The organism is Luteibacter rhizovicinus (assembly GCF_004342265.1).
Lineage (GTDB): Bacteria > Pseudomonadota > Gammaproteobacteria > Xanthomonadales > Rhodanobacteraceae > Luteibacter > Luteibacter rhizovicinus_B.
Map to the genome: position 1 here is coordinate 218,992 of NZ_SMCS01000006.1, position 18,095 is coordinate 237,086.

General features: G+C 62.6%; 17 protein-coding genes. 12 read left to right on the forward strand and 5 right to left on the reverse strand.

The annotated features are described in order from the left end of the window. The first annotated feature begins 19 nt into the window (after nt 1-19). The 9 genes from hslU to rbsB all read left to right on the forward strand — a co-directional run bounded on the left by hslU (nt 20) and on the right by rbsB (nt 7,535). The gene (hslU, locus tag EC912_RS15345) at nt 20-1,357 is read left to right on the forward strand and encodes an ATP-dependent protease ATPase subunit HslU (RefSeq protein ID WP_132145610.1); all 1,338 of its coding nucleotides are present in this window, start codon (nt 20-22) and stop codon (nt 1,355-1,357) included. 39 nt (nt 1,358-1,396) lie between these two features. After that, entirely contained in the window at nt 1,397-2,017 is a 621-nt protein-coding gene (locus tag EC912_RS15350; protein WP_132145612.1) for a hypothetical protein, read from the forward strand. Nucleotides 2,018-2,117: 100 nt separating this feature from the next. After that, entirely contained in the window at nt 2,118-2,372 is a 255-nt protein-coding gene (locus EC912_RS15355) for a S8 family serine peptidase (protein ID WP_132145614.1), read from the forward strand. After that, on the forward strand, nt 2,369-2,722 hold the full coding sequence (locus tag EC912_RS15360) for a gamma-butyrobetaine hydroxylase-like domain-containing protein (RefSeq protein ID WP_132145616.1): 354 nt from the start codon (nt 2,369-2,371) through the stop codon (nt 2,720-2,722). The genes EC912_RS15355 and EC912_RS15360 overlap by 4 nt, the downstream gene beginning before the upstream one ends. A gap of 123 nt (nt 2,723-2,845) precedes the next feature. Then, nucleotides 2,846-3,739 carry a ribokinase gene (rbsK, locus tag EC912_RS15365; protein WP_132145618.1) on the forward strand — a complete coding sequence of 298 codons (894 nt, stop codon included), beginning with the start codon at nt 2,846-2,848 and terminating at the stop codon, nt 3,737-3,739. Beyond that, nucleotides 3,736-4,134: a D-ribose pyranase gene (gene rbsD, locus EC912_RS15370; RefSeq protein WP_132145620.1), complete on the forward strand. Its 399-nt coding sequence runs from the start codon at nt 3,736-3,738 to the stop codon at nt 4,132-4,134. Before rbsK ends, rbsD begins: the two co-directional genes overlap by 4 nt. Next, entirely contained in the window at nt 4,134-5,615 is a 1,482-nt protein-coding gene (locus EC912_RS15375) for a sugar ABC transporter ATP-binding protein (protein WP_132145622.1), read from the forward strand. The genes rbsD and EC912_RS15375 overlap by 1 nt, the downstream gene beginning before the upstream one ends. A gap of 1 nt (nt 5,616) precedes the next feature. After that, a complete protein-coding gene (locus EC912_RS15380; RefSeq protein ID WP_132145624.1) occupies nt 5,617-6,558 on the forward strand; it encodes an ABC transporter permease subunit in 942 nt (313 codons plus the stop codon). 29 nt (nt 6,559-6,587) lie between these two features. Further along, nucleotides 6,588-7,535 carry a ribose ABC transporter substrate-binding protein RbsB gene (gene rbsB, locus EC912_RS15385; protein WP_132145626.1) on the forward strand — a complete coding sequence of 316 codons (948 nt, stop codon included), beginning with the start codon at nt 6,588-6,590 and terminating at the stop codon, nt 7,533-7,535. Nucleotides 7,536-7,601: 66 nt separating this feature from the next. Here rbsB and EC912_RS19760 read toward each other — a convergent pair whose 3' ends face one another. Beyond that, nucleotides 7,602-10,082 (reverse strand): FtsK/SpoIIIE family DNA translocase, encoded by a 2,481-nt coding sequence (locus EC912_RS19760; RefSeq protein ID WP_132145628.1) that lies wholly within the window; start codon nt 10,080-10,082, stop codon nt 7,602-7,604. 312 nt (nt 10,083-10,394) lie between these two features. Here EC912_RS19760 and EC912_RS15395 point away from each other — a divergent pair, with 312 nt between their 5' ends. Beyond that, the gene (locus EC912_RS15395) at nt 10,395-11,462 is read left to right on the forward strand and encodes an acyltransferase family protein (protein ID WP_132145630.1); all 1,068 of its coding nucleotides are present in this window, start codon (nt 10,395-10,397) and stop codon (nt 11,460-11,462) included. A gap of 19 nt (nt 11,463-11,481) precedes the next feature. On the opposite strand, the gene mnmE is transcribed toward EC912_RS15395, so the two are convergent. The 4 genes from mnmE to rpmH all read right to left on the reverse strand — a co-directional run bounded on the left by mnmE (nt 11,482) and on the right by rpmH (nt 15,163). Next, complete coding sequence (mnmE, locus tag EC912_RS15400; RefSeq protein WP_132145632.1) at nt 11,482-12,825, reverse strand: tRNA uridine-5-carboxymethylaminomethyl(34) synthesis GTPase MnmE; 1,344 nt, start codon at nt 12,823-12,825, stop codon at nt 11,482-11,484. Nucleotides 12,826-12,878: 53 nt separating this feature from the next. Further along, nucleotides 12,879-14,570 carry a membrane protein insertase YidC gene (yidC, locus tag EC912_RS15405; protein WP_132145634.1) on the reverse strand — a complete coding sequence of 564 codons (1,692 nt, stop codon included), beginning with the start codon at nt 14,568-14,570 and terminating at the stop codon, nt 12,879-12,881. A gap of 64 nt (nt 14,571-14,634) precedes the next feature. Further along, entirely contained in the window at nt 14,635-15,015 is a 381-nt protein-coding gene (gene rnpA, locus EC912_RS15410; protein WP_243649307.1) for a ribonuclease P protein component, read from the reverse strand. 13 nt (nt 15,016-15,028) lie between these two features. After that, nucleotides 15,029-15,163, reverse strand: a complete 135-nt coding sequence (gene rpmH, locus EC912_RS15415; RefSeq protein WP_132145636.1) for a 50S ribosomal protein L34 — start codon at nt 15,161-15,163, stop codon at nt 15,029-15,031. Nucleotides 15,164-15,340: 177 nt separating this feature from the next. Here rpmH and dnaA point away from each other — a divergent pair, with 177 nt between their 5' ends. Together dnaA and dnaN are read left to right on the forward strand one after the other, a co-directional pair. Continuing rightward, a complete protein-coding gene (gene dnaA / locus EC912_RS15420) occupies nt 15,341-16,711 on the forward strand; it encodes a chromosomal replication initiator protein DnaA (protein WP_132145638.1) in 1,371 nt (456 codons plus the stop codon). A 217-nt stretch (nt 16,712-16,928) separates the two neighbouring features. Then, nucleotides 16,929-18,029, forward strand: a complete 1,101-nt coding sequence (dnaN, locus tag EC912_RS15425) for a DNA polymerase III subunit beta (protein ID WP_132145640.1) — start codon at nt 16,929-16,931, stop codon at nt 18,027-18,029. Nucleotides 18,030-18,095: the final 66 nt, after the last annotated feature.

Sequence of the window (18,095 nt, forward strand, 5' to 3'; positions counted from 1 at the left end):
ACGAATCCAAGAGCAGACCATGTCCGAACTCACGCCACGCGAGATCGTCAACGAACTCGACCGTTTCATCATCGGCCAGCACGACGCCAAGCGTGCCGTGGCCATCGCCCTGCGCAACCGCTGGCGCCGCATGCAGCTCGATCCGACCATGCGCGACGAGGTCACGCCGAAGAACATCCTCATGATCGGACCGACCGGTGTCGGCAAGACCGAAATCGCGCGCCGTCTCGCCACACTGGCGAACGCGCCCTTCGTGAAGGTCGAAGCGACCAAGTTCACCGAAGTCGGCTACGTGGGCAAGGACGTGGAATCGATCATCCGCGACCTGGTCGACGTGTCCTACAAGCTCGTGCGCGACCAGGCCAAGGGCCGAGTGCAAAGCCAGGCCGAAGACGCGGCGGAAGACCGGCTGCTCGACGCGTTGCTGCCCCGGCGTCAGCCCAGCGGCTGGGACGACTCGGCCGCGACGACGCCTGCGATCGATAGCGATACCCGCCAGAAGCTGCGCAAACAGCTGCGCGAGGGCTCGCTGGACGACCGCGAGATCGAGCTGGATTTCGCCACGAACATCGGCGTGGAAATCATGACCCCGCCGGGCATGGAAGAAATGAGCCAGCAGCTGGGCAAGATGTTCCAGAACCTGGGTGGTACCAAAACCCAGAAGCGCCGCATGACGATCCGCGCCGCCCGGCCACTCCTGGTCGAGGAAGAGGCGGGCAAGCTGGTGAACGACGAAGAGCTGCGCGCCCGGGCCGTGGAAGCGGCCGAGCAGAACGGCATCGTCTTCATCGACGAGATCGACAAAGTGGCCCAGCGTTCGGAATGGGGCGGTGCGGGCGTCAGCCGCGAAGGCGTGCAGCGCGACCTGCTGCCGCTGGTGGAAGGCTCGACGGTGTCCACCAAGTACGGTGCCATCAAGACGGACCACATCCTGTTCATCGCCTCGGGCGCGTTCTCGCTGGCCAAGCCGTCCGACCTGATTCCCGAGCTGCAGGGCCGTCTGCCGATCCGCGTGGAGCTATCGGCGCTGTCCGTGGACGACTTCAAGCGCATCTTGCGCGAACCGAACAATGCACTTACAAAACAATATGTTGCACTTCTCCATACGGAGGGTGTGGCGCTGAACTTCACCGATTCGGGCATCGATCGCCTGGCCGAGGTGGCTTTCCAGGTGAACGAGCGTACCGAGAACATCGGCGCCCGCCGCCTGCATACGGTGATGGAGCGCCTGCTGGAGAAGATCTCCTTCGAAGCTGCGGATAAAAACGGCGAAAAGTACGAGATCGACGCCGATTATGTCGATAAAAGCCTGGCCTCGCTGGTCAAGGACGAAGATCTCAGCCGTTACATCCTCTAAACATGGAAAGGCCCCCCTCCTGCTAAACTATTGACGTATATGGGCAAGATCATTCAACTGAAAACCAACGGACAGCGAGCGAGCCTGCGCGAAGCGCAGGAATCGAAGCAGCTGGTCCGTCTATGGCGCGGCGAACTCGAACACGGCAGCTTTTGTGGCTACGTCGGCGGGGTCGGCCGCGAATTTTTCCTGCTGTGGGTCATCGGCGACGGCATCAGCTATGACGGCATGTACATCATGCGTCATCGCGATATTTCCGAACTCGAGGTCCCGGACAAGCATTCGTCCTTCCTGGAGAAGGCGCTCGCGCTGAAAGGCATCGTGCCGACGCCGCCCGCGGACTTCCCGCTGGACGACATCGCGCAGGTGGTCGGCGCCGCGTCGAAGCATGCGCCGGTGATCGGCGTGCATGTCGACAGCGAGGACGAGGCCGAGGTCTGCTACATCGGGCGCATGGTCAGTGTCGAGGAAGACGGCTTCAACATGCAGGAAATCACCCCCGATGCCGAATGGCTGACCGAGCCGTCGTTCTTCGCGTGGGATGAAGTCTCGACCGTGAGCCTCGAAGACGCGTACGCGCAGTCGCTGCTCGCCGTGGCCGGCGATCCGCCGCCACTGGAACAAGGCGATGCCGGCGGTGGCGTCGGACACGCCCACTAAGTTTGCGTATGACCGGAACCCCCGCCTCATGGTGGGGGTTCTTTTTTTCATCCTGTTCGCAACGATGTGGCCCGTCGCCTCAACGAAGGGAGAAGAGGCTGTGAGAACCCAACGCATCATCGTCGTATACGAGGACGGACCGTCGTCTCCCTCGGCGCTGGCCGCCGAAAACGCGACCGGAGTCGTCCGCGTACGGGACATATCCCAACTCGACGGAGCGCTCGTGGAAATCGTCGGCGACGAACCCATGGAAAGCGTGCTGGCACGACTTCGCGCACAACCGGGCGTGCGCAGCGCACAGCCGGACGCTAGCATGCGCGTCTCCCCGATCCGCGGACCCGCGATCCGACCGTGAAACCCCATCCCATCGATATCGTGTTGCACGCCACGTCGCGCGTGCTCGAAGTGGCGTTCGACAATGGCGAACGCTTCCTGCTTCCCTGCGAATACCTGCGCGTGAATTCGCCCAGCGCCGAAGTGCAGGGGCATGGGCCCAGCCAGAAAGTGACCGTACCCGGCAAACGCAACGTGAATATCGCCGCCATCGAACCGGTCGGCCATTACGGCGTATTGCTGCGCTTCGACGACGGCCACGCCAGCGGCATCTTCGGCTGGGACACGCTTCTGGAACTTGGCCGTAGCTACGACACCGCATGGCCTGCGTACCTGGCGGAACTCGAAGCGAAGGGCTTGTCGCGCGAATGAAGCTACATGACGACAGCACATCCATGAAAGCCGGTCCGCGACGATGGGATTATGCTTGTCGGCGGCCTGACCGGATCGTGTAACAACGGACCGGTGTTCTCAAACGCTTCCGTGGAGCAGTACATGACGCGCATTGTCGTCATCGGCAGTATCAATATGGATCTGGTCACGCTCGCGCCGCGTTTCGTCGCGCCGGGCGAAACCTTGATCGGCGAACGCTTCCTTACTGTACCGGGCGGCAAGGGCGCCAATCAGGCGGTCGCCGCAGCCCGGCTGGGCGCGAAAGTCGCCATGGTCGGCGCGGTAGGCGACGACGCGTTCGGAACGCAGTTGTACGACGGCCTGGTCGCCGAAGGCATCGACGTCGCGCATGTCTCGCGCATGGACGGTATCGGCAGCGGCACGGCGTCGATTACCGTGGCCGGCGGCGAAAACCAGATCGTCGTCGTGCCGGCGGCGAACGCGCGCGTGATGCCGGCGCATGTCGAAGCCGCCTCGCGCGCGATCGAACAAGCCGATGTCGTGCTGGTCCAGATGGAAATTCCGCTGGCTTCCGTGGAAGCCACGCTGCGCATCGGCAAACGCGCCGGCGTGCCCGTCATCCTCAATCCGGCGCCCGCGCAGCATCTGCCGCTGGAGTGGCTGTCGCAGGTGCGGTACCTGACGCCGAACCAGCACGAACTGGCGACCGTACTCAACGCGGATCCCTCGTCGGATTTTCGCGACCTGATGCGTCGCGCACCCTGCCCGGTCGTGCTGACGCGCGGCGAAGAAGGCGCCTGGTATCGCGAAGATGGCGAGCCTGTGCATCAAACCGGATTCAAGGTGGACGCCGTGGACAGCACGGGCGCCGGCGATACCTTCAACGCCGCGCTCGCGGTGTATCTGTCCCAAGGCTTGCCGACCGCCGTACGCATGGCGTGCGCGACCGCGGCGATCGCGGTATCCCGGCTGGGCGCGCAAGGCGGCATGCCGCGCGCCGACGAAGTCGAACGTTTTCTGGAACGACACGCATGAAACGGAACGGTCTGCTGCACGCCGAACTCAATCGCATCATCGCGGCGATGGGCCACACCGATACGCTGGTCATCGGCGACGTCGGGCTACCGGTGCCTCATGGCGTTCCCTGTATCGACCTTGCCGTGCTTCCCGGCACGCCATCGTTCCAGATCGTATTTGACGCCGTGTTCGCGGAACTGGCGGTAGAAAGCGTGACCTTCGCTCGCGAGATCCACGAACGCAATGCCGCGCTCGCGTCTCTCGCGGGCAAACTCAGCAACGAAGGCGTGTCGGTCGACGAAGTGTCCCATGAAGAGTTCAAGCGTTTCTGCGCACGCGCGGTCGCGGTGGTCCGTACCGGCGAAACGTCGCCGTACGCCAACGTCATCCTTCATGCGGGCGTGACCTTCTGATGGACGCCCCGCTGATCCGGATGGAAGGTATCCACAAGGCCTTCGGGCCGGTGAAGGTACTGGAAGGCGTCGACTTCGAACTCCTGTCCGGCGAAGTGCACGCGCTGATGGGCGAGAACGGCGCCGGCAAATCCACGTTGATGAAAATCCTTACCGGCATCTACGCGCCGGACGAAGGCCGCATCCTCGTCGACGGCAAGCCCGTCACCATCACGACACCCGCGGATGCCGAACGCTATGGCATCGCCATCATTCATCAGGAACTCAACCTGATCCCGTCGCTGACCATCGCGGACAATCTATTCCTTGGCCGCGAGTTGCATCGCTTCGGTCTGCTGGATCGTAAAGCCATGCGCGAACGCGCGAAGGAATGGCTGGCGCGCATCGGTATGTCCGCGCTCGATCCGGACACGCGCATCGAAAAGCTTTCCGTCGGTCAGCAACAGATGGTCGAGATCGCACGGGCTATCGGCCAGAACGCGCGGGCCATCATCATGGACGAGCCGACCGCCGCGCTTACCGAACGCGAGACGACGACGTTGTTCGCGCTGATCCGCGACTTGCGCACGCAAGGGGCGGGTATCGTCTACGTCTCGCATCGCATGGAAGAAATCTTCGCGCTGTGCGATCGCATTTCCGTCCTTCGCGACGGCAAGTTCGTCGGCACGCGACCGGTACCCGGCCTCGAGCTGGACGAAGTCGTGCGCATGATGGTCGGACGCACGCTCGAAGCGCGCTTCCCCAAGCGTACGTCCACACCCGGCGAGGTGCTGCTGAAGGTCGAAGGCATCGGCGACGGTGCCGTGCACGACGTCAGCTTCGATCTGCGCGCTGGCGAAGTGCTTGGCGTCGCGGGACTCATGGGCGCCGGACGCACCGAGCTGGCACGTCTGCTGTTCGGCATCGACAAGCCTACGCAGGGCCGCGTTCTGCTCGACGGCAAGCCACTTACCGCACGCTCGCCGAATGAAGCCATCCACGCCGGCTTCGGTTTCGTTACGGAAGACCGCAAGGCACTGGGTCTGGTACTGGACATGAGCCTTCGCGAAAACGTAAGCCTGCCGAAGGTGCCCGCGCATGCGGGTCTCGTGGATCGCGGCAGCGAAAAGAAACAGACCCGCGGACTGATCGACCAGCTGAAGATACGTACGCGGGATATGGAACTGGACGTGCGCGCGCTGTCCGGCGGCAATCAGCAGAAAGTGGTGCTGGCCAAGTGGCTCGCACTGAAACCGCGCGTGCTGATCCTCGACGAACCGACGCGTGGCGTCGACGTCGGCGGCAAGGCCGAGATCTATCACATCATCAATCAACTCGCGGAGCAGGGCGTGGCCATTCTCATGATTTCCTCGGAACTCCCGGAGGTGCTCGCGATGAGCGACCGCATCCTGGTGATGCACGAAGGACACGCCACGGCGCTACTCGATGCGGCGACGGCTACGCAGGAAACCATCATGCGCGCCGCGACGGGAGGCAAGTGATATGACGACGCGCTTTTCGTGGAATGGTTCGCTCGCACTGATACAGCGTCTTGGTTCGGTCATCGGCCTGATGCTGCTGTTCATCGTGTTGTCGATCATGAGTCCGGAATTCCTGACCACCGGCAACCTGCTCACCGTGCTGCGCCAGGTTTCGATCAATGCACTGATCGCTTTCGGCATGACCTTCGTGATTCTTGCCGGCGGCATCGATCTTTCGGTCGGCGCGATCCTCGCGCTGTCCGGCGCCGTCACGGCCGGCCTGATGGCTGCGGGTCACGGTGTGGTTCTGGCCGTTGTCGCCGGTCTTGGTCTGGGTGCTTTGCTCGGCGTCATCAATGGCGCACTGGTGTCGTGGGGGCGCGTGGCGCCGTTCATCGCGACGCTGGGCACGATGACGCTGATTCGCGGTCTGACGCTCTCGTATACCGAAGGACGTCCGATTCCAGTTACCAACAACGGTTTCGCGTTGCTTGGCGGTGGCTATGTCGGGCAGCTGATACCCATTCCCGTCGTGTTGATGTTCGTGGTGTTCGCGGTCTGCGGTTTCCTGCTTCGCGGCACGGTATTCGGCCGGCATGTCGTCGCCATCGGTGGCAATGAAGAAGCGTCGCGGCTTTCCGGCGTTCGCATCAGTCCGATGAAACTCGCGATCTACGGACTCTCGGGTCTGCTGTCCGCATTCGCCGGCGTCGTGCTCACGTCGCGCCTGTATTCGGCGCAGGCGACCGCAGGCGTCGGCTATGAACTTGATGCCATTGCCGCCGTGGTACTTGGCGGCACCAGCCTGTCGGGCGGTCGCGGCTGGCTCTTCGGTACGCTGATCGGCGCGTTGCTGATCGGCTTCCTCAACAACGGTCTGAATCTTCTGGGCGTGTCCTCGTTCTACCAGCAGGTGGTCAAGGGCATCGTCATCCTCATCGCCGTACTGCTCGACCGGCGGTAACGAACCGTCGCACCTCTGGGAGAACGTCCATGCGTAAACTTGCCTACCTCGCCGCAGCTGCGGCCACGCTCCTCGCCGCCTGCAGCCAGCAAGGCCCGGGCGAATCGTCCACCGCGCCGGCATCGACCGCGGGCGCCGCGCCGGCCAGCGGCACGCCGACCATCGGTCTGGCCTTGTCGACCCAGAACAATCCGTTCTTCGTCGAACTGAAGGATGGCGCGCAGAAAGCAGCCAAGGACGCGAATGTCTCGCTCGTCGTCGTCGATGCGCAGGACGATCCCGCGCGTCAGATCTCCAGCGTGGAAGACCTGATCCAGAAGCATGTTTCGGTCATCCTGCTTAACCCAACCGATTCGTCCGCGCTCGCGGGCGCGGTGCAGTCGGCCAATCGCGCGAACATTCCCGTCGTCACGCTCGACCGGGCGGTAGACGGTGCGGCTGTCGCTTCGCATATCGCCTCGGACAACATCGCCGGCGGCAAGATGGCCGCCGATTTCCTGGCAAAGCAGCTGGACGGCAAGGGCAAGATTATCGAGCTGCAAGGTGTTGCCGGCACGTCGGCGGCACGCGATCGCGGCAAGGGTTTCGACGACGAAATCGCGCAGACACCGGGCCTGAAGGTCGTTGCCCAGCAGCCTGCGAATTTCGATCGCGCGCAGGGCATGTCCGTCAGCGAAAATCTGTTGCAGGCCAATAGCGATGTACAGGCCATCTTCGCGCAGAACGACGAAATGGCCCTGGGTGCGGTGCGTGCGCTCGATGGCGCCAAGCGCAACAACGTCGCTGTCGTCGGTTTCGACGGAACGCCCGATGGCAAGCAGGCGGTGAAGGACGGCAAGATGGCCGCGACCGTGGCGCAGCAGCCAGCGGAAATCGGCCGTCTCGGTGTCGAAACCGCGAAGAAGCTCATCGACAAGCAGCCGGTGGAAAAGACGATCGCCGTACCGCTGAAGCTCCTGACAAAAGACACCCCGTAATAGCAGGTCTTATGTAGGAGCGCTCTTGAGCGCTCCTACAGTCGCTTTATCGGAAAGTTTTTTCGGCTAATCCGTCGGCCCCGGCGCGAGCACCTCGCGCTGACCGTTGATACCCATCGACGATACGAGCCCCGCCGCTTCCATCGCTTCGACCAGACGCGCCGCGCGGTTGTAGCCGATACGGAACTGCCTCTGCACGAACGAGATCGACGCGCGACGCGAGCGGAGTACGAACGCCGCCGCTTCGTCATAAAGCGGATCGAGTTCGGCATCCGCATTGTCCTCGCCGAACATATCGCCCGAACCTTCCGCAGGTGGCCCGGCAAGGATCTCGTCCTTGTAATCGGGTTCGCCGAACTGCTTCAGCCACGCGACGACGCGATGCACTTCCTCGTCCGCCACGAACGCACCGTGGATGCGCTGCGGATAGCCCGTCCCCGGCGGAAGGAACAGCATATCGCCCTGGCCGAGCAGGCTTTCGGCACCCATCTGGTCGAGGATGGTTCGCGAATCGATCTTCGACGACACCTGGAACGCGACGCGCGTCGGGATGTTCGCCTTGATAAGACCGGTGATGACGTCGACCGACGGACGCTGCGTGGCAAGAATCAGATGAATGCCGGCCGCGCGCGCCTTCTGGGCGAGTCGCGCGATCAGTTCTTCGATTTTTTTCCCGGCGACCATCATCAGGTCCGCCAACTCGTCGATGATGACGACGATCATCGGTAACGTATCGAGATGCTCGGGTACTTCCGGATGCGCAGGGAAGGGATTGAACAATGGGCGACCCGCGGCGCGCGCCTCGCGAACCTTCTGGTTGTATCCGGCGAGATTGCGTACGCGCAGATCCGACATCACGCGATAGCGATTCTCCATTTCCGCCACGCACCAGTTGAGCGCGTTCGCGGCGAGCTTCATATCGGTGACGACCGGCGCCAGAAGATGCGGAATCCCTTCGTATACCGAAAGCTCCAGCATCTTCGGATCGATCATGATCATGCGCACCTCGTCGGGCGTCGCTTTGTACAGCATCGACAGGATCATCGCGTTCACGGCGACGGACTTGCCGGAACCCGTGGTGCCAGCAACGAGCATATGCGGCGCTTTCGCAAGATCGGCGACGACGGGTTCCCCCGTGATGCCCTTGCCCATGGCCAGCGTCAGCAACGAATCGGAATCGCGGTATTCGCCAGAGTCGAGAATCTCGGAAAGCGCGATCATCTGGCGCTGCTCGTTCGGTAGCTCCAGACCCATGCACGTCTTGCCAGGGATCGTTTCGACCACGCGGATTGACGTCCGTCCGAGACCTCGCGCCAGATCTTTCATCAGCGCGACGATCTGATTGCCGCGTACGCCGACTGCGGGCTCCACTTCGAAGCGCGTGATCACGGGACCGGCCGATGCGCCGACCACGGTGACGGGCACTTTGAACTCGCGCAGACGCTGCTCGATCAGTTCGCCCGTTTCCATGAGCTGGGCTTCGTCGAGCGAAGTAGCAGGCTCATGTGCCGATGCGGACAGAAGGGAAAGCGGCGGCACGCCGACGGGCGAGGGTGTGCGCGAAACGACGGGCGTCGCAGCTGGCGTAACCGTTACGGCGGGAATGTCGGCAATGCTTTCTTCGTTTGCCGCTTTCCATCTCGCCGGTATGGCCGCGACAGGCGCGGCACGTACCAGGCCCGCCGTTGGATCGACTTCTTCGACGCGCGGCACCGGCGCGACGACGATCGGTTCCGGCGCAGGTTCGGGCGCAACGGGTAATACGTTCGATTCGGCTACGGGCATCGTAGCAATCGATTCGTATCGCTCCGGCGCGCGTGGTGCGGGCGTTGGCGCTGCCGCCATGATCGGCATCGATGCAGGCGGTACGCGCGGAAGCTGCTCCGGCGGTGCCGGCGCATTCCTCGGCGCAAGCCAGGGTTCCCGAATCACCGTTTCGCGCATCGGCGTATGTCGACGAGCGGGCGGTGCGGAAACGGGACCGGTACGCGTCGGCACGGTGACCGCTGCTTCCACCGTGGTCTTTTCGCGCCGCACGGCCGGCGACACCGACCGTCTGCGCGCTGCCGGCCGATCGGCACGACGTACCGCGCCACCGGAACGACCGCCGCGGCCCCGCGTAGTCAGGCGAGCGAATGTCTGCCGGGTGCCTTCGATCGCCAACGCGCCGAGCGGCTCGAGCGCCCGCGTCGCACCGTTGAATGCGCCGCCCCACGAGACGCCGAGATACCAGGGCAACGCGGCGCCGAGCGCGGCAAGCATCAGCAACGAGGTAAGGAATCCACCGAGCGATTCGCCAAACGCATGGCCGAGAACGCGACACAGATAACCGCCCATGGCGGGATCGTCGGTGTAATGCGCGATGACGAGGCCCTCGAGCGTCATGCTCGCGACAAGCACGACCAGCGCACCGGCCCAGAACCGTATGGCGCCTTGTCCACGAAGGACGTCGGGACCGCGCCGCAGCAGCCCGCGCGCGACACGCCAGATAAGAGGAATCAGCCAGAGAACGGAAACGCCGAGGCCGCCGAAGACAAGATTGAGCATGCGTGGAATCGACTGTCGTGAGCGCACGGACGGAGGGACATCCGTGCAAAGTCAGACAGTTTAACGCAGTTGCTCACGTTCGATATGGGGTTGTCATGCAACCATTTGACGTTGTTGATGTTTGCTTCAGGCATATCGAACGTGACCGTATAGCGCGCGCTTGAAGAAGCGCACCGTCATGCCATTCCTAAACAGGACACGTAGCGCACCTCCGAAGGAAGGGACATCATCCGGTCCGCGACTTCCGGACCCGATGCTCGCCCGGTGCGGCGCCTATACTTCGATGCCTTGCCGCGCTGCAAAGGGGATACCTTGATATATACGCTCCAGTATCTGCGGGCGATTGCGGCCATCATGGTCGTGATGTCGCACATCGCCTTCAAAAGCACGGTGGCGGGCGCCGACGTCTTCGGCGGATTCCGCATCGGCGCAAGCGGCGTCGATGTGTTCTTCGTCATCTCGGGATTCGTCATGGCGATGATCTACTGGCGGACACCCCACGGGATTCCGTCCGCCGGAGACTTCTGGCTCAAGCGTTTCGTGCGCATCTTCCCGATGTATTGGCTGGTAACGACAGCGGCCCTTGCGCTGTATCTGCTGAGTCCTTCGCTGGTAAACGCCAACAGCGGCCCAACCAGCATCTGGCGCTCTTATACCTTGATTCCTACTCTTCAGCAGAGCGATATCACCTTCCTCATCGGGCCGGGCTGGAGTCTTAGTTTCGAGCTCTACTTCTATACGATCTTCTCTCTCATTTTTCTGATCCCTGCGCGCCGCGCGGGATTGACGACGGCGCTGGCAATCGTCCTGCTTCTGGCTTGCGGGTCGTTGTCCGGTATGTTCGTTACCTATCTGTTTACGAGTCCGCTCCTGCTGGAATTCGCATTCGGCATGCTGATCTTCGCGTGGTTCGCGAAAGCCCGTGGGCGACTGCCCGTCATGGCTGGACTTGCCTGCCTCGCCGGCGGGATCGGTGGGTTCGCGCTGCTCAATATGCCCGGCGCGTTCGTACTGTCCGAGCGATGGTGGCAGGCCGGTATTCCCGCCGCGCTCCTGATCGTGGGCGCACTGTCGCTGGAACCGTGGGCCATGGCGAGGCCGTCGCGATTGTGGTTGCTGTTGGGCGACGCGTCGTATTCGTTGTATCTGATTCACGTTTTCGTTCTGGGTGCCGCGTCCCGTGCATTCGGATTGCTTCAACTCAGGAACTACGGGCCTGGCGTGGAGATCGCTTTCTGGTGCGCCACGCTTCTGGCCACGATTGCAGCCGGCTGCATCGCACATCGGCTTATCGAACGTCCGATGACAAGGTGGATCGCGTCGCGTGTCCGTTCGTGGATAGCGTCGTCGTGGAAGTTCGCGGATCGTGCGCCTGCCTGATGGCGGGCCGAGCGATGCTCTACTTCCCGATACAGAACGAACTGAAGATTGCCCCGAGCAGGTCGTCGGACGTGTAGGTGCCGGTGATTTCGCCGAGCTCCTGCTGCGCGTGGCGTAGTTCTTCCGCGGCAAGTTCGCCGGAACGGGTTTCGTCCAGCACGGTCGCTGTGCGTACAAGATGGGCGGCGACGTGTTCGAGTGCGACGACGTGGCGGCGGCGCGCGCTGAACGCGCCTTCGCCCGCACCGGCGGTGGCCAGGGTCTTCAGTGTCGAGCGAAGCGCATCGAGGCCGTTGCCGCTTTTCGCGGATAGCCATAGCCATGTCGCGCCATCGCGTTGTTCGGTATGCGCGTTGCCGCCGGCGATGTCGATCTTGTTGACGACGACGATGCGTTCCGCGCTATCGGGAAGGTTTGCGAAGAACGTCAGATCGTTGTCCGCGTGCGATGCCTCCGTGACAAGCAGCGCGACATCGCAGCGTTCCAGTTGCGCGCGCGCTCTGCGCACGCCTTCCTGTTCGACGATGTCGTCCGACTCGCGAAGGCCAGCGGTGTCGGCGAGTTCGAATGACACGCCGTCGATCGCGACGGATTCGCGCAGCACATCGCGCGTCGTGCCGGGAATATCGGTGACGATGGCGCGTTCGCTACCCGCAAGCGCATTCATCAGACTCGATTTTCCGGCATTCGGACGTCCGACGATGGCGACCGCGATGCCATCGTTGAGACGAACACCGCGTCGCGCTTCGACGAGAAGATCGGCAAGACGTACGCGCAATGACGTGAGCTGATTCTCTATCGCCGGATCGGCGAGGAAGTCGATTTCTTCCTCGGGAAAGTCGATCGCCGCTTCGACGTGAACGCGCAGCGCGACGAGATCGGCCAGCAGGTCGTCGACTTTCGCGGAGAACACGCCTTCCATGGAACGAAGCGCCGCGCGCGCACCGGCTTCCGATCGCGCGGCGACAAGGTCGGCGACGGCTTCGGCCTGGGCAAGATCCAGCTTGCCGTTGAGGAATGCGCGTTCGGTGAATTCGCCGGGGCGCGCAAGGCGTGCACCGAGTTCGATGACGCGACGAAGCAGGGCGTCGAGAAGAACGGCGCTGCCGTGTCCCTGGAGTTCCAGTGTGTGCTCACCGGTATAAGAAGCAGGACCGGGAAAGAACAACAGCAATCCGCGGTCGACGAGTTCAGCCGACGCGTCGCGGAATGCGGCGAAGTGCGCGTGACGCGGACGAGGTTCGCGACCGAGCAGGGTGGCGGCGATGAAGGGAACGGCCGGACCCGATACGCGCACCACGCCGACGCCCGCGGCGCCCGCACCCGTGGCGATGGCGGCAATGGTGTCGTCGTGTTGGGTCACTTCGCAGGCCTCATAGCGAAGCGGCGCGTCTTTCGACGCGCCGCTTCGGGTTATCAGGACGTCCGGGCCTTGAGCTCGGCGCGGTCGACACTTCGTGTGATCCACCACTGCTGAAGCAGGCTGGTGGCACCGTTGACTGTCCAGTACAGCACCAGACCGGACGGGAAGAAGGCGAAGAAGACGCCGAACAGCAGCGGCATCACCTTCATCATCTTGGCCTGGGTCGGGTCCATGCCGGTCATCGGCGTCAGGCGCTGGGTGGCCAGCGTGACCATCATGTACAGCACCGGCAGTACGTAATACGGATCGGATGCCGACAGATCGTGGATCCAGCCGAAGAACGGTGCGTGACGCAGTTCGATGCTTTCGGACAGAACGCGGAGCAGACCGATGAAGATGGGGAAGGTGATCAGGATGGGCAGGCAACCCGCCATCGGATTGACCTTCTCCTTCTTATACAGCTCCATCATGGCCTGCTGCATCTTGACCTTGTCGTCGCCGTAACGCTCCTTGAGCGCCTGGACGCGAGGCTGCAACTTGCGCATGCGTGCGCCCGAACGGAACTGCGCGTCGGTCAGCTTGTACAGCGCGGCCTTGATCAGCAGCACGAGCAGGATGATCGCGACGCCCCAGTTGCCACTGATGGCGTGCAGCTGGGAGAGCAGCCAATGCAGCGGCTGCGCGATGATCGTCAGCCAGCCGTAGTTGCTGGTCAGTTCCAGGCCCGGTGCGATCGCGTCCAGCGTGCCCTGCAGTTTCGGACCGATGTACAGACGCGCGACGCTGTCGACGCTCTGTCCCGGCGCGGCCTGCAACGACGGACCGAATGCGCGGACGAGATAGCGCGGATTCGCGGTATCCGGATTGACGGTGGTCGTCGTGTACGTGACGGCCTGGTCCGCCGGCGGAATCCACGCAACGAAGAAGTAATGCTGGAGCATGCTGATCCAGCCACCGGTGATCTGGCGGTTCAGCGGCTTCTTGGCGAAGTCGTTGAAGAGCAGCTGGTCGAACTTGGTTTCCGGGCTGTACCACGCGGCACCGAAGAAGCTGTGCTGCGCCGGATCGGTATAGGCCTTGAACCAGTTGACCTTGGCGGCCGGTACGCGCTGCAGCTGCTGGTAGGCGTTACCCGTCCAGGCCGTGGCGCTGCCGTTCTCGATGCGCTGATCGAGGTCGACGACATAGTCGTTGCGCTTCAACGTATAGCGCTTCACGACCTTGATGCCCGACGGATCGGTCCAGGTCAGGTCGACGCTGACGCTCTTTTCGCCGTCGGCGAGCGTGTACTCGGTTTTCTCGGCGTGGAAGAGGGCGTTGTGATCGGGTGCCGCGCCGGCGCTGCTGACCAGACCGTCCTGTGCCGCGAAGAACTGCGCGTCTTCGTCGTCGAGCAGACGGACGGGCGGCGAATCCGGATTCTTCTTGGTGCGCGGCTCGCTGGGATAAGCCAGCAATTCGGAACGAACGACACTGCCGCCGCGCGTATTGATCGTCAGACGCAGTACGTCGGTCGTAACGGTGACGAGTTGCGCCGGACCGGTGGCGTTAGCCGATTCGGAGGGAACGCCAGCGGGAGCGGCGGCGCCTGGAATGCTGGAGTCGCCGGCAGCGGCCTGCCCGGTGGTCTGCGCGGCGGACGTCGGTGCAGGAGGCGGAGTGACATAGTCTTTCTCCCATTCCATCCAAAGCATGTACGCCACAAACATGAGCGCGAAGAAGAGGAACGTGCGCGTTTGATTCATTGCAGGGCCAAATCCGAAGGGCGCCGCGGTATACGACCGCGGAAGGACGGTGGGGACAGGAAGGTCAACGCGCGATTGTGACGCTCGACTGCTCAGGCTTCAACGGCCGCAACTTCTTCCACAGGGCATCGAGTTCGGCCAGGAGGACGGCGCCGGATTCGGCGACCGCGATGTCGCGGGCGGTCACCAGGACGTCTACCGTGGGAAGACCGGGCCGGGCGCGACGGAAAGATTCGCGCACGAGGCGCTTGATGCGGTTGCGATCAACCGCGCGCTTGGAACAACGCTTCGAGATGGCAAGGCCAAGACGGGCCGTGTCGGTCTCGTTGTTTCCGAAACGCAAAAGAAAGCAGCGGCCGCCGAGGCGGCCGCTGACAGTACGCAGGGCGGCGAAATCGGCGGCGCGGCGGAGCCGCGCTTCGCGCGGCATGGCAGCGGCACGCACGACGGCGAACCGCTTACGGGATCAGGCGCTTACGACCCTTCGCGCGGCGCGCGTTGAGGATCTTGCGACCGTCCGCGGTCTTCATGCGAGCACGAAAGCCGTGGGTGCGGGCGCGCTTGAGCTTGCTTGGCTGGAAAGTCCGCTTCATGGCTCTTACATCCGGGTGAAGATTAAAAAAGGCTAGAAAGTATGCGGGGTTATTACGGGAGTGTCAAACGGGGGTGACGGACCCGATCCCTGCGCCGACCTCTGGGAGAGGGCCAAGACTGGTAGACTTTGCCGTCCACCCCGCGCGCAAGCGCCTCTTCTGTGGCAAGCATACCTAATGAGTGATCTTTGGCGGCGCTGTCTCGAGCGTCTGGAAGGCGAGTTGAGCGCCGAGGACGTGCATACCTGGCTGATGCCTCTTCAGGCTCGCGAAGATGCAACCGGCCTCTATCTCTTCGCGCCCAATCCTTACACGCTGGATACCGTACGCGAACAATATCTGGAACAGATCCAGACGATCGTCGAACACCTGCTGGGCCGCCCCGTGCCCGTGCGCGTGGAAGTCGGGTCCAGTGGCGGGCGTCCCGCACCGGCGCGCACCGTCGTGCCCAACCCGCCCACGCAGCAACAACAACAGCATTACGCACCGCCTTCGCGCATGCCGGACGTGCCGGCGGAAGCCGCGCATATCCACAATCTGGATCCGCACTACACGTTCGAAACGTTCGTGGAAGGCAAATCGAACCAGCTGGGCAAGGCCGCGGCGATGCAGGTCGCGATGAATCCCGGCCGGGCGTACAACCCGCTGCTGCTTTATGGCGGCACCGGTCTGGGTAAGACGCATCTCATGCATGCGGCCGGCAACCTGATGATGGAAAACAATCCGGGCTTCAAGGTGCTTTACCTGCGCTCGGAGCAGTTCGTCAGCGGCATGGTGAAAGCGCTGCAGCAGAAGAACATGGACGAGTTCAAGCGGCGCTTCCGTTCCGTGGACGCGTTGCTGATCGACGACATCCAGTTCTTCGCGGGCAAGGACACCACGCAGGAAGAGTTCTTCCATACGTTCAATGCGCTTTTCGAAGCGAAGCAACAGATCATCCTGACCTGCGATCGCTATCCGAAGGAGCTGGACAAGCTCGAGCCGCGTCTGAAGTCGCGCCTGGGCTGGGGTCTGTCGGTGGCTATCGAGCCACCGGACTTCGAAACGCGCGCGGCGATTCTTCTGTCGAAGGCGCACGACAAGGGTATGGCGGTGTCCGAGGACGTCGCGATGCTCCTTGCGCGGCGTATCCGCTCGAACGTCCGCGATCTGGAAGGCGCGCTCAATACGCTGGCGGCTCGCGCCAACTTTTACCGCAAGCCCATCACGACCGATTTCGCCGAGGAAACCCTGCGCGACCTGCTCAATACCCATGCGCAGGCCGTGACGGTGCCCAATATCCAGAAGCAGGTGGCCGACTACTATCAGGTTCGGCTGTCCGACCTGCTCTCCAAGCGCCGTGTGCGCTCCCTGGCGCGTCCGCGACAGGTAGCCATGGCGTTGTCGAAGGAACTGACCGAACACAGCCTGCCGGAGATCGGAGAGGCTTTCGGCGGCCGCGACCATACGACCGTTCTCCACGCGTGCCGCACCATTCGCGGTTTCTGCGAGAAGGACGTGCGGATGAGGCAGGATTGGGAACAACTGATACGTATATTGACGGGCTGAAAACCTGTGGATAATAAGTGGATGATCTGAGGACGGCTCCAGAACCCAAAGTTATCCACAAGACACCCACATGCAGTCCGTCTTTCAGGCCAGTCGATATGAAAAGACAAGTCACTGAATATAAACAATATTTTTGACTTCTCCAGTTATCCACCGGCCCTACTACTACCACTAAATAAATCTTAAAAACTCTTTAAAGCAAAAGCAGGGGACACGCATGCAATTCAGCATCCAACGAGAAGTACTGCTTAAACCCCTGCAGCAGGTGGTCGGCGTCGTGGAACGTCGTCAGACGCTGCCAGTACTGGCGAACCTTCTCGTGAAGGCCGACGGAGACCAGGTTTCGTTCACCGGCACCGATCTCGAAGTCGAAATGGTCGCCACCACGGCAGCCGAAGCGGTTCAGAACGGCGAAGTGACGATTCCGGCACGCAAGCTGTTCGACATCGTTCGCGCCCTGCCGGATGGATCGAAGATCGATGTGAAGCAGAACGGCGAGCGCATCGCCCTGAATGCCGGTCGCAGCCGATTCACGCTGGCCACGCTGCCGTCGACGGAGTTTCCGACCATCGACGAAATCGAACTTCTGGAGCGCGTATCGCTTCCCGAAGACGTTTTGCGTGAGCTGATGGAACGCACGGCATTCGCCATGGCGAATCAGGACGTTCGCTACTACCTCAACGGCATGCTCCTGGATCTTCAGGAACACACGCTGCGTTGCGTCGCTACCGATGGTCATCGTCTTGCACTGAAAGAAACCCAGCTGGAAAGCTCGGTTTCCACGCGTCGTCAGATCATCATTCCGCGCAAGGGCGTGAACGAGCTGGTTGGCTTGTTCGAAACCGGCGAAGGCCAGGTCGAGCTGGAATTCGGGCGCAATCACCTGCGCGTACGCCGTGGCGGCGTGGTTTTCACCTCCAAACTGATCGATGGCCGTTTCCCGGACTACGAGTCGGTTATTCCTCTCGGCGCGGACAAAACTGCGACGATCGAACGCGATGTCCTGCGTGGCGCCCTGCAACGCGCGGCGATTCTGTCGAACGAAAAGTATCGCGGTGTGAAGCTGGAACTCAGCCCCGGCAAAATGCGCATCGTGGCCCACAACCCGGAGCAGGAAGAGGCCGTGGAAGAGGTCGAAGCCGAAACCAGCGTTTCGGATCTGGCCGTTGGCTTCAACGTGGGGTACCTGATGGACGCACTCAGCGCACTTCGCGGCGACAAAGTCCGTCTGAACCTGCGCGACGCGCAGTCCAGCTGTCTCTTGCAGGAAGAGGGCAACGACGAGGCGCGGCACGTGATTATGCCGCTGCGCCTCTGACGCGCCGTAAACTCAGGGTTCGGCTTGTGACGCCGGGGTTGTCTCGCACACCCCGGCGTCTTTGCG

Bases quoted from the DNA above. Each gene is read 5' to 3' on its own strand.
- EC912_RS15350 (WP_132145612.1), top strand. From the start codon at position 1,397: ATGGGCAAGATCATTCAACTGAAAACCAACGGACAGCGAGCGAGCCTG.
- dnaA (WP_132145638.1), top strand. From the start codon at position 15,341: ATGAGTGATCTTTGGCGGCGCTGTCTCGAGCGTCTGGAAGGCGAGTTG.
- rbsD (WP_132145620.1), top strand. From the start codon at position 3,736: ATGAAACGGAACGGTCTGCTGCACGCCGAACTCAATCGCATCATCGCG.
- EC912_RS19760 (WP_132145628.1), bottom strand. From the start codon at position 10,082: ATGCTCAATCTTGTCTTCGGCGGCCTCGGCGTTTCCGTTCTCTGGCTG.
- rbsB (WP_132145626.1), top strand. From the start codon at position 6,588: ATGCGTAAACTTGCCTACCTCGCCGCAGCTGCGGCCACGCTCCTCGCC.
- yidC (WP_132145634.1), bottom strand. From the start codon at position 14,570: ATGAATCAAACGCGCACGTTCCTCTTCTTCGCGCTCATGTTTGTGGCG.
- hslU (WP_132145610.1), top strand. From the start codon at position 20: ATGTCCGAACTCACGCCACGCGAGATCGTCAACGAACTCGACCGTTTC.
- rpmH (WP_132145636.1), bottom strand. From the start codon at position 15,163: ATGAAGCGGACTTTCCAGCCAAGCAAGCTCAAGCGCGCCCGCACCCAC.
- EC912_RS15375 (WP_132145622.1), top strand. From the start codon at position 4,134: ATGGACGCCCCGCTGATCCGGATGGAAGGTATCCACAAGGCCTTCGGG.
- rbsK (WP_132145618.1), top strand. From the start codon at position 2,846: ATGACGCGCATTGTCGTCATCGGCAGTATCAATATGGATCTGGTCACG.
- dnaN (WP_132145640.1), top strand. From the start codon at position 16,929: ATGCAATTCAGCATCCAACGAGAAGTACTGCTTAAACCCCTGCAGCAG.
- EC912_RS15380 (WP_132145624.1), top strand. From the start codon at position 5,617: ATGACGACGCGCTTTTCGTGGAATGGTTCGCTCGCACTGATACAGCGT.